This window comes from Amycolatopsis sp. 505, assembly GCF_031625235.1.
In the GTDB taxonomy this organism is placed as follows: Bacteria; Actinomycetota; Actinomycetes; order Mycobacteriales; family Pseudonocardiaceae; genus Amycolatopsis.
Genome location: NZ_JACKQP010000020.1, coordinates 64,128 through 77,105, shown reverse-complemented (window position 1 = coordinate 77,105; position 12,978 = coordinate 64,128). Strand labels below are relative to the sequence as shown.

At 72.0% G+C, this 12,978-nt stretch carries 11 protein-coding genes; 6 read left to right on the top strand and 5 right to left on the bottom strand.

What is annotated here, in order from left to right:
- From H5965_RS44735 to H5965_RS44725, 3 genes are all read left to right on the top strand, one after another.
- Positions 1-3,962: DUF885 domain-containing protein (locus H5965_RS44735; RefSeq protein ID WP_310977395.1), on the top strand; the 3,962-nt coding region annotated here is incomplete at its 5' end.
- 61 nt (positions 3,963-4,023) lie between these two features.
- Complete coding sequence (gene fahA / locus H5965_RS44730; protein WP_310977394.1) at positions 4,024-5,238, top strand: fumarylacetoacetase; 1,215 nt, start codon at positions 4,024-4,026, stop codon at positions 5,236-5,238.
- An 82-nt stretch (positions 5,239-5,320) separates the two neighbouring features.
- Positions 5,321-6,361, top strand: coding sequence for an LLM class F420-dependent oxidoreductase (locus H5965_RS44725; protein WP_310977393.1), 1,041 nt, complete (start codon positions 5,321-5,323; stop codon positions 6,359-6,361).
- Positions 6,362-6,437: 76 nt separating this feature from the next.
- Here the strand turns inward: H5965_RS44725 and H5965_RS44720 are convergent, their stop codons facing one another.
- On the bottom strand, positions 6,438-7,046 hold the full coding sequence (locus H5965_RS44720; RefSeq protein ID WP_310977392.1) for a class F sortase: 609 nt from the start codon (positions 7,044-7,046) through the stop codon (positions 6,438-6,440).
- Between the two features lie 238 nt (positions 7,047-7,284).
- Here H5965_RS44720 and H5965_RS44715 point away from each other — a divergent pair, with 238 nt between their 5' ends.
- A complete protein-coding gene (locus H5965_RS44715) occupies positions 7,285-8,223 on the top strand; it encodes an exopolyphosphatase (protein ID WP_310977391.1) in 939 nt (312 codons plus the stop codon).
- A gap of 41 nt (positions 8,224-8,264) precedes the next feature.
- Positions 8,265-8,447, top strand: a complete 183-nt coding sequence (locus H5965_RS44710) for a hypothetical protein (RefSeq protein WP_310977390.1) — start codon at positions 8,265-8,267, stop codon at positions 8,445-8,447.
- A gap of 69 nt (positions 8,448-8,516) precedes the next feature.
- Here the strand turns inward: H5965_RS44710 and H5965_RS44705 are convergent, their stop codons facing one another.
- Genes H5965_RS44705 through H5965_RS44695 form a run of 3 tightly spaced genes read right to left on the bottom strand, consistent with a single transcriptional unit; the run spans position 8,517 to position 12,016 of the window.
- Entirely contained in the window at positions 8,517-10,919 is a 2,403-nt protein-coding gene (locus H5965_RS44705) for a glycosyl hydrolase family 65 protein (RefSeq protein ID WP_310977389.1), read from the bottom strand.
- A complete protein-coding gene (locus H5965_RS44700) occupies positions 10,916-11,647 on the bottom strand; it encodes a beta-phosphoglucomutase family hydrolase (RefSeq protein WP_310977388.1) in 732 nt (243 codons plus the stop codon). Before H5965_RS44700 ends, H5965_RS44705 begins: the two co-directional genes overlap by 4 nt.
- Positions 11,648-11,656: 9 nt before the next feature.
- A complete protein-coding gene (locus H5965_RS44695; protein WP_310977387.1) occupies positions 11,657-12,016 on the bottom strand; it encodes a metalloregulator ArsR/SmtB family transcription factor in 360 nt (119 codons plus the stop codon).
- Positions 12,017-12,134: 118 nt separating this feature from the next.
- On the opposite strand from H5965_RS44695, the gene H5965_RS44690 reads away from it, so the two are divergent.
- The gene (locus H5965_RS44690; protein ID WP_310977386.1) at positions 12,135-12,635 is read left to right on the top strand and encodes a PaaI family thioesterase; all 501 of its coding nucleotides are present in this window, start codon (positions 12,135-12,137) and stop codon (positions 12,633-12,635) included.
- On the opposite strand, the gene H5965_RS44685 is transcribed toward H5965_RS44690, so the two are convergent.
- Entirely contained in the window at positions 12,632-12,955 is a 324-nt protein-coding gene (locus H5965_RS44685) for a nuclear transport factor 2 family protein (protein WP_310977385.1), read from the bottom strand. The two genes, H5965_RS44690 and H5965_RS44685, sit on opposite strands and share 4 nt — an antisense overlap.
- Positions 12,956-12,978 lie beyond the last annotated feature (23 nt).

The window sequence follows — 12,978 nt, the reverse complement described above, 5'->3', positions numbered from 1 at the left end:
ATGCGGCGAGCGGCACGATCGCGTACTACCTCCAGCCGTCGCTCGACGGGACGCGCCCGGGCACGTACTACGCGAACACGTTCGAGGCGGAGAAGCGGCCGCGGTTCACGAGTGAGGCGATCGCGTTCCACGAAGCGGTTCCGGGGCACCACTTCCAGCTCAGCCTGGCGCAGGAGCTGCGGGACCTGCCGCTGCTGCGGCGGATCGGCATGTTCAACGCCTACGCCGAGGGCTGGGGCCTCTACGCCGAGCGGCTCGCGGACGAGATGGGCCTGTACTCCGACGACGTCTCGCGGCTGGGCATGCTGACGCAGGATTCGATGCGGGCGGGCCGGCTGGTCGTCGACACCGGGCTGCACGCGCTGGGCTGGAGCCGGCAGCAGGCCATCGACTTCCTGGTCGAGCACACGCCGATGGCGCGGCTGGAGATCGAGGCGGAGATCGACCGGTACGTCGGCTGGCCGGCGCAGGCGCTGGGCTACATGGTCGGGCGGCTGGAGATCCAGCGGCTGCGGGCCGAGGCCGAGGAGGCGCTGGGCGAGCGGTTCGACATCCGCGGCTTCCACGAAGTCGTGCTGGGCCACGGCATGCTGCCGCTGTCCGCGCTGGCGAAGGTGGTCGGGGACTGGGTGGGCGGGCAGCTCGACACGCCCGGGAAACTGGCCGATGAGCTGCTCGAGCTGGACTTCGAACGGCAGCCGCTGTACCCGTCGCTGTACGGCCTGCCCGGCGATCCCGGCCGGCTGCCCGATCCGAGCGCGGCGGCCGAAGCCCGGCTCCGCGCCGGCTATGCGGCGATCGCCGCGCGGGCCGCGGCGCTCGACACCGCCGGGTTGCCCGCCGAGGAGCGGGTCACCCGGGAAGTCGTGCTCTCCCAGGCGAAAGCGGCCATCGACGAGATGGACTCCGGCCGCGCCGACATCTCGGTCAGCGACGGGCTCGCCGCGCCCGCGCTGCAGCTGCTGCTCTACCTGCCGCAGACGGTGCTGGACGACGAGCCGAAGGTCCGTGGTTACCTGAGCCGGCTCGCCGGAATGGGGGACTACCTCGACGCGCTGATCGAGCGGCAGCGCGCAGCGGCGGCCGAGGGGCGGGTGCCGCCGGGCTTCCTGGTGGCTGTCGGCGTCGAGTACGTCGACCGCTACCTCGGCGCGCCCGGGAACGACCCGCTGCGGGTGACACCGGCGCACGCGCTCGAAGGCTTCGAGGTCGAACGGGATCGCCTGCTCGCCGAGGTCGTCCGGCCGGCCTACCGGCGGTACCGGGACTTCCTGGCCGACGAGCTCGCGCCGGTGGCCCGCCCCGAGACGTCGCCGGGCATCGGTGCCCTGCCGGGCGGTCCGGAGCGGTACGCCGCGCTGATCCGCGTCGAAACGACCACCGAGCGCACGGCGCAGGACCTGCACGACACCGGGCTCGCGCTGATCGAGAAGCTGGCGGGGGAGTACCGCGAGCTGGGCGGGAAGCTGTTCGGCACCACGGACCTCGGGGAGATCTTCGACCGGATCCGGACCGACCCGGCGCTGCGCTGGCGGGACGGCGAGGAACTGCTGGCCGGGGCCCGGGCCGCCATCACCCGCGCGGAAACCGTGGCCGGGCAGTGGTTCTCGCGGGTGCCGGAGCAGCAGTGCCGGGTGGCGCCGGTGCCGGAAGCGGACGCGGCGAGCGGCACGATCGCGTACTACCTCCAGCCGTCGCTCGACGGGACGCGCCCGGGCACGTACTACGCGAACACGTTCGAGGCGGAGAAGCGGCCGCGGTTCACGAGTGAGGCGATCGCGTTCCACGAAGCGGTTCCGGGGCACCACTTCCAGCTCAGCCTGGCCCAGGAGCTCACCGAGCTGCCGCTGCTGCGCCGGATCCTGCACGTCAACGCCTACGCCGAGGGCTGGGGCCTCTACGCCGAGCGCCTGGCCGACGAGATGGGCCTGTACTCCGACGACGTCTCGCGGCTGGGCATGCTGACGCAGGATTCGATGCGGGCGGGCCGGCTGGTCGTCGACACCGGCCTGCACGCGCTCGGGTGGAGCCGGCAGCAGGCGGTCGACTACCTCGCCGAGCACACGCCGATGGCGCGGCTGGAGATCGAGGCGGAGATCGACCGGTACACCGCCGACCCGGCCCAGGCGCTGGGCTACATGGTGGGGCGGCTGGAGATCCAGCGGCTGCGCGCCGAGGCCGAGCAAGCGCTGGGTGCGGCGTTCGACGTCCGCGAGTTCCACGACGTCGTGCTGGGCAGCGGCACCCTGCCGCTGCCGGTGCTGTCCGGCGTGGTCGCCGAGTGGGTGGCGCGGCGCCGTGACACGCCCGAGAAGCTCGCCGACGAGTGCCTGGCGCTGATGTTCGAGGCGCAGCCGCTGCTCCCGTCGGTGTACGGCCTGCCGGGCACGCACGACAAGCTCGCCGACCAGACCGCCGAAGCCGCCGCCCGGTTCCGCGCCGGGCTCGCCGGCGTCATCGCGCGCGCCGAGGCGCTCGACGCGGCGGTGCTGACACCGGCCGAGCGCGTCACCCGGGACGTCGTGATCTGGCAGGCCCGCACGCGGATCGACGTGCTCGATTCCGGCCGGGCGGACATCGCGGTGAGCGACGGGCTGGACGCACCGGCCCTCAGCCTGCTCACGGACCTGCCGCAGACGATCCTCGACGACGACGACAAGGCTCGCGGCTACCTGAGCCGGCTCGCCACGATCGGCACGTACCTGGACCAGGTGATCGACCGGCAGCGAGCGGCACTCGCCGAGGGGCTGACACCGCCGGAGTTCCTGGCGCGCATCGGCGTCGGCTACGTCGAGCGGTACCTCGCCGCCCCGGAGAGCGACCCGCTGAAGGTGCCGGTCCGCGGCCTCGAAGCCGAACGCGACCGGTTGCTGGCCGAAGTGGTGTGGCCGGCCTACCGGCGCTACCGGGACTTCCTGGCCGACGAGGTCGTCCCGGTGGCCCGCCCGGAGACGTCGCCGGGGATCGGCGACCTCCCGGGCGGCCCGGAGCGCTACGCGGCCCTGATCCGCGCCGAGACGACGACCGAGCGCACCCCGCAGGACCTGCACGACACGGGCTCGGCGATCATCGAGCGGCTGGCGGGGGAGTACCGCGAGCTGGGCGCGGAGCTGTTCGGCACGACCGAGCTGGCGGAGATCTTCGAGCGCATCCGCACGGACCCGGCCCTGCGGTGGCGCGACGGCGACGAGCTGCTGGAATCCGCCCGCGCGACGATCACGCGCGCGGAAGCCGTGGCACCACAATGGTTCTTGCGGGTCCCGGAGCAGAAGTGCCAGGTGGCGCCGGTACCGGACGCGGAGGCCGAAAGCGGTTCGATCGCCTACTACATCGAGCCGTCCCTGGACGGTTCCCGGCCGGGCACGTACTACGCGAACACGCGCGACGCGGACCAGCGGCAGCGGACGCTGAGCGAGTCGGTGGCCTTCCACGAAGCCGTGCCGGGCCACCACTTCCAGCTGACGCTCGCCCAGCAGCTGACCGATGTCCCGCTGCTCCGCCGGATCGGCATGTTCAACGCCTTCGCCGAGGGCTGGGGCCTCTACGCCGAGCGCCTCGCGGACGAGATGGGGCTGTACTCCGACAGCACGGCCCGGCTCGGCCTGCTGACGCAGGATTCGATGCGCGCGGCCCGCCTGGTCGTGGACACGGGCCTGCACGCGCTGGGCTGGAGCCGGCAACAGGCGGTCGACTTCATGGTCGACAACACGCCGATGGCCCGGATCGAGATCGAGGCCGAGGTCGACCGGTACGCGGGCCTCCCGGGGCAGGCGCTCGGCTACATGGTGGGCCGCCTGGAGATCGAGCGGCTGCGCGCCGAAGCCGAGCAGGCGCTGGGCGCGGCCTTCGACATCCGCGAGTTCCACGACGTGGTGCTGGGCAGCGGAACCCTGCCATTGCCGGTGCTGGCGGACGTGGTGGCGGAGTGGGTGGCAAGGCGAGCCGCAAAGGACGCCCAGTGACATCAGCACCGCGGCCGAGACGAGAGCTGAACTCGGCGGCGCGAGCCGCCCGGGACGAGGAGTGAACGTGACCTGGCTCGAGCTTGCCGAAGACCACCCCTTCGGTCTGCACAACCTGCCCTACGGCGTCTTCTCCGTCGGCGGGGCGCCCGAACGCCGGGTCGGCGTGCCCGTCGGCGATCACGTGCTCGACCTGACCGCCGCGGCCGCCGAAACGGCCGCCGCCTTCGCGCCGCTCCTCACCGCCGGCGTTCTCAACCCGCTGCTGGCCGCCGGGCCCGCCACCTGGCGCGAGGTCCGCGAGAGCCTCACCGAATGGCTCACCGAGCCCCGCTACGCCGATCAGCTGCGGCCGCACCTCGTCCCGCTGACCGACGTGACCACCCACCTCGCCTTCGACGTCGCCGACTACGTCGACTTCTACTCCAGCGAGCACCACGCCCTCAACGCCGGCAAGATCTTCCGCCCGGACGCCACCGAGCTCCCGCCGAACTGGAAGCACCTGCCGATCGGGTACCACGGGCGGGCCGGCACCGTCGTCGCGTCGGGGACGCCGGTCGTCCGGCCGCACGGGCAGCGCAAGCCCCGCAACGCCGACGCGCCCTCGTTCGGCCCGTCACAGCGGCTGGACATCGAGGCGGAGGTCGGGTTCGTCGTCGGCACCCCGTCCGTCCCGGGCACCCGGGTGTCCACAGCGGACTTCGCGGACCACGTCTTCGGCGTCTGCCTCGTCAACGACTGGTCGGCGCGCGACATCCAGGCCTGGGAGTACCAGCCGCTGGGCCCGTTCCTCGGCAAGTCGTTCGCGACGTCGGTGTCGCCGTGGATCGTCCCGCTGGCCGCGCTGGAGCACGCGCGCGTCGACGGCCCGCCGCAGGACCCGGAGCCGTTCGACTACCTCCGGACCGACGAGAAGTGGGGGCTGGACCTGGCCCTGGAGATCCGGCTCAACGGCCACCTGGTGTCGAGCCCGCCGTTCGCGACCCAGTACTGGACGGCCCCGCAGCAGCTGGCGCACATGACGGTCAACGGCGCGAGCCTGCGCACCGGCGACCTCTACGCCTCCGGCACGGTGACCGGCCCCGGACGCGACCAGCGCGGCTCGTTCCTGGAACTGTCCTGGGGCGGCCAGGAACCCCTGGAGCTGCCCGGCGGCGTGACGAGGACGTTCCTCGAAGACGGCGACGAGGTGGTGATCAGCGCGACCGCCCCCGGCCCGGGCGGCTCGCGCGTCGGCTTCGGCGACGTGCGGGGGACGGTCGTCGCGGGTGGATAGTGGTGGTACCCACATCGGAGGAAGCCGGGCAGCGCGCATAATGACGAGCGACTAAGCGCTCGCTCACCGCGGAAGGACGCCCATGAGGATCGGGACCGGGATCAGCTACTCCGGAGGCTTCGCCGAAAGCGTCGCCGACATCGTCGAACTGGAGAAGGCCGGCCTCGACGTCGTCTTCGTGCCGGAGGCCTACTCCTTCGACGCGGTCAGCCAGCTCGGCTACCTGGCCGCGAAGACCGAGCGCGTCCAGCTGGCGTCCGGCATCTTCCAGATCTACACCCGCACGCCGACCCTGACCGCGATGACCGCGGCCGGCCTCGACTTCGTCTCCGACGGGCGGTTCATCCTCGGGCTCGGGGCGTCCGGCCCGCAGGTCATCGAGGGCTTCCACGGCGTGAAGTACGACGCGCCGCTGGGCCGCACGCGCGAGATCGTCGATGTCTGCCGCCAGGTGTGGCGCCGCGAGCGCGTGGTCCACGAGGGCAAGCACTACACGATCCCGCTGCCGCCGGAGCAGGGCACCGGGCTCGGCAAGCCGCTCAAGCTGATCAACCACCCGGTGCGCGAGCGGATCCCGGTGCTGCTGGCCTCGATCGGGCCGAAGAACGTCGCGCTGACGGCCGAGATCGCCGAGGGCTGGCAGCCGATCTTCTTCCACCCGGAGAGGGCGGCCGACGTCTGGGGCGCGTCCCTGGCCGAAGGCAAGGCCAAGCGTGACGCGGCCCTGGGCGAGCTGGACACGTTCGTGACGGTGGCCCTGGCCATCGGCGACGACGTCGAGCCGCTCCTCGACCACGTGCGGCCGATGCTGGCCCTCTACATCGGCGGCATGGGCGCGCGCGGCAAGAACTTCTACAACGACCTGGCCTGCCGCTACGGCTACGAGGCCGAGGCGAAGCTGATCCAGGACCTGTACCTGGACGGCAAGAAGGAAGAAGCGGCGGCGGCCGTCCCGCTGGAACTGCTGCGCGCGATCTCCCTGGTCGGCCCGGCGGGCTACGTGAAGGAGCGCGTGGCGGCCTTCGCCGAGGCGGGCGCGACGACGCTGATCGTCAGCCCGCTGCAGCCGGGCCGCGAGGGCCGGGTGGCGGCGGTGTCGCAGCTGCGCGAGCTGATCGGCTGAGCGGCGCCCCTCGCCGCAATGCCGCGAATGACTCATTCGGGACCTCCGACGTCCCGAATGAGTCATTCGCGACGCGTCAGGCGGGAGTCGCGTACACCGCAACCCGCGTGCCGGCGAATCCGGCGCCGTCGTAGGTCCCATCGCTGGTGATCAGCCGCAGCTCCGGCCCGGTCCCTTCCGGTGCCACCAGCGCGCTGTCCGGCTCTGTCGCCGGGAACACCGACGTCTGCCGCACCGTGAACCGCGTCTCCCGGCCTCTCGTGTCGCGCACCGTGATCACCGATTTCGGCAGGAGCTTCCCCAGCCGCGCGAACGCCCCCGCCGCGTACCCGAAGTTCGCGTGCGCCGACAACACCGCCACTCCGGGCGCGCCCGGCACCGGCCCGTCGGCGAACCAGCCCACCCCCGAAGCGGTCCCCGGCTGCTCACGGCGCCCGTCCACGTGACCGAGCGGGACCACGTGCTCCAGCGTCAGGCCCAGCGCCGGGATCAGCACCGCCATCGGCGGGGCCGCGGCCACCGAAGGCCGGTCCGCGGCCGGGGTGATCGCGGGCTCCGGGGCCAGCACCGACGTCACCCCGAGCAGGACGCAGCCGAGGCCCGCGACGACCGCGAGCACGACGACGGCCGGCCGCACGAGCTCGGCTCGCCGCTCGGGCCGTTGCCTCTGTTTCCCCTGCTCCACGTCGGTTCCGATGTCCGATCAATCGCCGTGCGCACGCTGGCGTTACCGAATCGTGTCCAGTGGCACCCTAGTTCACTCGATCGGGTTATCTCACTGTGACCTTCGCGTCAGGAACGCACCCCCGGAGGGCGGCAATCGCGGAAATGTCCGGCGGAGCGCCGTGAGATCGGACATCATTGCTGGTTTCAAACCGTCGAACTGGGGATATTCACCAGACGGAAGTGAGGTGCGCCGAGCCGTGCGAAAAAAAGAAGAGCCCGCGGTGGGCGTGCTGGACGTCGGCTCGTTCAGCGCCCGGCTCGTGGTGGTGCCGGTGTCCGGCTCACCCCGTGAGCCGCTGGTCAACCACCAGACGCGGCTGCGTCTGGATCGCGAGCTCGACGTCCGTGGCCGCCTCTCCGACCGGGGCATCGAGGCCGTCACGGCCGCTGTCGCGGCGGGCATGACCACGGCGTACCGCCACGGCGTCCGCGACGTCTACCCGCTGGCCACCTCCTCGATCCGGGACGCGGCCAACGCGGCCGACGTCGTCCGGCACGTCGCCGGCGAGACCGGGGTCGAACTGCGCTTCCTCTCCGGCCGCTGCGAGGCCGAACTGACCTACCTCGCCGCCCGCCGCTGGTATGAGGCCTCCGGGCCGATGCTCGTGCTCGACATCGGCGGCGGCACGGTCGAACTGGCCGCCGGCTCCGGCGAGAAAGCCACCTTCGCGCGCTCGCTGCCGCTGGGCGCCCGCTCGATGACCCGGGACTGGCTGCCGTCGGAGCGCGTGTCGAACAAGCAGGTCAAGGCCCTGCGCGCGCACGCACTGGACGTCGTCACCACCACGCTGGGCGCCGCCGACGTCGACGATCCGCGGGTCATCGGCTGCTCGAAGGTGCTCCAGCAGCTCGCCCGGCTGGCCGGCGCCCGCCCCGGCAAGTGCAAGGAACTGCGCCTCGACGACCTCCGCGCATGGATCCCGCGGCTGGCCGCGCTGCCGCCGTCGAAGCGCGCCGAGCTGCCGGGCATCTCGCGCAGCCGCGCCCACCAGGCCCTGGCCGGCGCGATCGTCGCGGAAGCCCTGTTGACGGTCGCCGGCGGCAAGGTGACGATCTGCCCGTGGTCGACCCGCGACGGCCTGCTGCTCACCCTGCAGGACAAGGCGCGGGCCGCGGCGGCCGAGCGCGCGGCCTGATCCGCTGGCCCTTGCCGGGAAAACCGGGTATTCCGGAAAGCATGAGCCAGCAGCAGAGCCTTCACGGCCGCGACGACGAAGACGAAGAGCTCCCGAAGCTCCCGACCCCCGGCAAGCTGACGCACGACGTGCCGACGGCCCCGGACCCGGACGTGAGCCCGGGCGGGACCGAGGAAGTCCCGGCCCCACCCGGACGCGAAGCCGCTAGCGACCATCCTCAGTGAGAGTTATTCAGCCGTCGGCCGCCGCATGACTTCGCCCGCAAGCTGCGGTCTCGCGGTGGAGGCGGCGGCCTAACCAGAATAACTCTCAGTAATGGGGTTGGACGGCTCGGCGTACTGACGCACCGATTCCGAGTCACGCCGCATCGGCGCGCGCCCCGGTGGCTGCTTCGGCGGCGTGCCGGCGTCGATCTTCGGGATCGGGTACTGCCGCGGCTCCGCCGTGACGGTGATGCGCTCGCCGTGGTGCAGCACCTCCAGGGGTGCTCCGGCGACGACGTGGTAGGTGGCCTGGTCGGGATCGATCTCGACCTGGAACCGGGTGCCGCGGAACATCAGGCGGAAGGTGATCCGCCCGAGCTGCGGCGGCAGCCGCGGCGCGAAAGCCAGCGTTCCGCCGTGGTCCCGCAGGCCGCCGAACCCGGCCACCGCGCCCTGCCACGCCCCGGCCAGCGACGCCATGTGCAGGCCGTTGCGCACGTTGTTGTGCACGTCGTGCAGGTCGGTCAGCGCGGCTTCGGCCAGGTAGTCGTAGGCCAGTTCCAGGTGCCCGACCTCGGCGGCCACCACCGCCTGCGTCCCCGCCGACAGCGACGAGTCGCGCACGGTCCTCGCCTCGTAGTAGGCGAAGTCGCGCGCCTTCTCCTCCGGGCTGAACGAGTCGCCGCACAGGTGCAGCGCCAGCACCAGGTCCGCCTGCTTGACGACCTGCTTGCGGTAGAGGTCGAAGTACGGGTAGTGCAGCAGCAGCGGGTAGTGCGCCTGGTCGGTGCCCTCGTAGTCCCACTCGTCGTGGTCGAGGAACCCCTCCGACTGCGGGTGCACGCCGAGTTCTTCGTCGTAGGGCAGGAACATCGCCGCCGCGGCCGCGCGCCAGGAGTCCAGCTCGACCGTGTCGACGCCGAACCGCGCCGCCACTTCGGGGTGCCGCTCGCACGACTCCGCCGCCGCCTGCAGGTTCCGGCGCGCCATCAGGTTCGTGTAGACGTTGTTGTCCGCCACCGCCGAGTACTCGTCCGGCCCGGTGACGCCGTCGATCCGGAACGTGCCGTGCCGGTCGTGGTGGCCCAGCGACGCCCACAGCCGCGCAGTTTCCAGCAGCAGCTCGGTGCCGTAGTCGCGCTCGAACTCCTCGTCGCCGGTCGCGTTGAGGTAGCGCAGGACGGCGTCGGCGATGTCCGCGCTGACGTGGAACGCCGCCGTGCCCGCCGGCCAGTACGCCGAGCACTCGGCGCCGTTGATCGACCGCCACGGGAACGCCGCGCCGCGCAACCCCAGCTGGTGCGCGCGTTCCCGCGCTTTGTCCATTGTGGAGTGCCGCCAGCGGAGAGCGTCGCGCGCCGCGTCCGGGATGGTGTAGGTGAGCACCGGCAGGACGAAGGACTCGGTGTCCCAGAAGGCGTGCCCGTCGTAGCCGGGCCCGGTCAGCCCCTTGCCGGCGATCGCGCGGCTTTCGCCACGGGCCCCGGCCTGCAGGATGTGGAACAGGGCGAACCGGACGGCCTGCTGGAGTTCGGGATCGCCTTCGATCTCGATGTCCGAGGTGGTCCAGTAGTCGTCGAGGAACTCGCGCTGCTCGGTGAGCAGGCCCTTCCAGCCGGTCTGACGGGCGCCGGCCAGCGCCGCCTCGACCTGCGAACGCAGCGCCGGCACCGAGCGCTGCGCGGACCAGCCGTAGGCGAGGAACTTGGTGATCCGCAGCCGGCCGCCCTTCGGCACGTCGACGGCGACGGTCAGCCGCGCGAGGTCCTCCTCGGAGTGGATGCGGGCGCGGATCCCGTCGTCCACCTCGATCTTGTGGTCCATCGCCGCGGCCATCCGCAGGCCGGACCGGCGGGTCTGGTGCACCAGCACGGCGTTGTAGTCCGACGCGCGGTGGAACTCGCCGACCAATGGCGAGTTCAGCGCGGCGGCCACCCGCGGGTCACTGGTGTCGGACTCGATCGGCTCGTTGGCCAGCAGGTCGGACTGGACGACCAGCTGCAGGTCCTCGTCGAGCGGCTCGACCTCGTACCGGATCGCGGCGATCGCGCGCTGGGTGAACGACACGAGCCGCTCGGTGCGCACGCGCACGCGCCGCCCGGTCGGCGACGACCACTCGGTGGTCCGGCTCAGCGTGCCCTTGCGGAAGTCGAGCACCCGGTCGTGCGCGGTGGCCGCGCCGTAGCGCATGTCGAGCGGTTCGTCCTCGACGAGCAGCCGGATGATCTTGCCGTCGGTCACGTTGACGACGGTCTGGCCCTCTTCGGGGTAGCCGTAGCCGGCCTCGGCGTAGGGGAGTTCGTGCTGCTCGTAGAAGCCGTTGAGGTAGGTGCCGGGCAGGCCGCGCGGCTCGGCTTCCTCGAGGGTGCCGCGCAGGCCGATGTGGCCGTTGGACACCGCGAACGCCGATTCGGTGCGCTGCAGGGCGTCGACGTCCATGCCGCGCCAGCGCAAGGCCCACGGCGAGCATTCGTAGCCGTGCGGTTCGGTCATCGGTCCTCCAGGAGGTCGGCGAGGTCGTCGACGACGATGTCGGCCCCGTGGGCCTTAAGCTCGGCGGCCTGGTCGGCCCGGTTCACGCCCACGACGTACCCGAAGCCACCGGCCTTCCCGGCCTGGACGCCGGACTGGGCATCCTCGAAGACGGCCGCGTGCGCGGGCTCGACGCCGAGCGCCGCGGCGCCGGCCAGGAACGAGTCGGGCGCGGGCTTGCCCTTCAGGTGGCGTTCGCGGATGACGATGCCGTCGATGCGCGCCTCGACGTACTCGCTGAGGCCGGCGCCCTCGAGCACCTTGGCGCCGTTGGCCGACGACGTCACGACGGCGATCCGCAGCCCGGCGGCTTTCACGGCTTCGAGGTAGCGCACCGAACCCGGGTACGGGTTCACACCCCGCTCGTCGATGATCTTGAGGACCAGCTCGTTCTTGCGGTTGCCGACGCCGTTGACGGTCGGGGCGTCCACCGGGTCGTCCGGCTCGCCCTCGGGCAGCACGATCCCCCGCGACCGCAGGAATTCGCGCACGCCGTCGGCGCGGGGGCGGCCGTCCACATAGGCCGCGTAGTCGTGGTCGGTGAACTCGCTGAACCCGGCGCCGTCACGGGCGCGGAGGAATTCGTCGAACGTCCGCTTCCAGGCCTCGCGGTGGAGGATCGCCGTGCCGGTCAGCACTCCGTCGAGGTCGAACAGGCAGGCGGTGATGGTCTCGGGCAATCCCGTCATGCCCGCACGCTACCGGTGTTCGCTGTCCTCCGCGGGGTGCGGGCGCACTCGGTGGATGAGTTCGTGGACCGTGGCGTCCGCCAGGCGGTACCGCACCACGCGGCCGGTGCGTTGGGGTGTGACCAGCCCGTGCGCCCGGAGCAGCCGCAGGGCCTGCGACACCGCGGTGTCCGTCATGCCGGTGGCCGCGGCGAGGTCGGTGACGCTGATCTCGCGGGCGTAGTGGATGGAGACCAGCAGCGCCAGCCGCGAGGGATCGGCGACCACGGAGAAGCGCCGCGCCCATTCCTCGATGACGGCGCGGTCGCCGAGCCCGTCGACCGCCGCCGCGACGCGTTCCGGGTCGATCGGCTTGCGGTCGGTGCTCACCCCCGGATGATTCCACCCGCGGCGCGGGCGGACCACCGGTGGTCTGGGTCACGCCGCGCTTGACGCTCGCCGTCCCGCGGGCGAGTCTTAAGACAGTTGTCATAATCGAGGAGCCCGCATGACCGACGTCGAAGCCCCGGTCCGTTCGAAGACCATCACCTGGCAGGACCCCCTGGAGACCGCTCGGCTCGGCGCCACGATGTCCGGCCTGGAGTACATGCGGGCGATCGCCGAGGGCCGCGTCCCGCCGGCGCCGATCGCCGCGCACTTCGGCCTGCGCTGGGAAAGCGTCGAACCGGGCGAGGTCGTCGCGGTCGCCGAGCCGGACGAGTCGCTGTACAACCCGATCGGCATGGTCCACGGCGGCGTGGCGGCGACGATGCTGGACTCGGTGGTCGGCTGCGCGGTCCACACGACCTTGCCGGCCGGCGTCGGCTACGCGTCGGTGGAGCTGAAGGTGAGCTACCTGCGCGCGATCCACGCGGGCCGCGGGGAAATCCGCGCGACGGGCCGCGTCGTGAAGGAGGGTTCCCGGATCGCCTTCGCCGAGGGGGAGATCCGCGACGCCGAGGGCAAGCTGCTGGCCACGGCGTCGGGGACCTGCGTCATCACGCGCTAGAGCGGCTGCTTGACGTCCCAGTGCTCGACGAGCAGGCCGTCCTCGACGCGCAGGATGTCGACGACGGCCATCCCGGCCACGTGCAGGTGCGCGACGACGAGGTCGTCCTCGGCGACGACGTGCTCGATCTTCGCGCTCGCGCCGGCCAGCGGTGAATTCTTCACCGCGTCGGTGAACGCCTCGCGGCCGGAGGGCAGGCCGGGGCTGTGGGTGACGAAATCGGGGTGCAGCGCCGCCTTCGCGGCCTCGAAGTCCTTGTGCACGAACAGGTTCTCCAGGCAGTCGACGACGATCATGCGGTTCTTCGCGGATTCGCTCATGCCGCCGATCGTCGGCCGTCCGG

What these genes read in the sequence shown, in the direction of transcription:
- H5965_RS44725 (WP_310977393.1), top strand. Translation starts at nt 5,321, where the DNA reads ATGAGGATCGGGACCGGGATCAGCTACTCCGGAGGCTTCGCCGAAAGC.
- H5965_RS44710 (WP_310977390.1), top strand. Translation starts at nt 8,265, where the DNA reads ATGAGCCAGCAGCAGAGCCTTCACGGCCGCGACGACGAAGACGAAGAG.
- H5965_RS44705 (WP_310977389.1), bottom strand. Translation starts at nt 10,919, where the DNA reads ATGACCGAACCGCACGGCTACGAATGCTCGCCGTGGGCCTTGCGCTGG.
- H5965_RS44700 (WP_310977388.1), bottom strand. Translation starts at nt 11,647, where the DNA reads ATGACGGGATTGCCCGAGACCATCACCGCCTGCCTGTTCGACCTCGAC.
- H5965_RS44690 (WP_310977386.1), top strand. Translation starts at nt 12,135, where the DNA reads ATGACCGACGTCGAAGCCCCGGTCCGTTCGAAGACCATCACCTGGCAG.
- H5965_RS44685 (WP_310977385.1), bottom strand. Translation starts at nt 12,955, where the DNA reads ATGAGCGAATCCGCGAAGAACCGCATGATCGTCGTCGACTGCCTGGAG.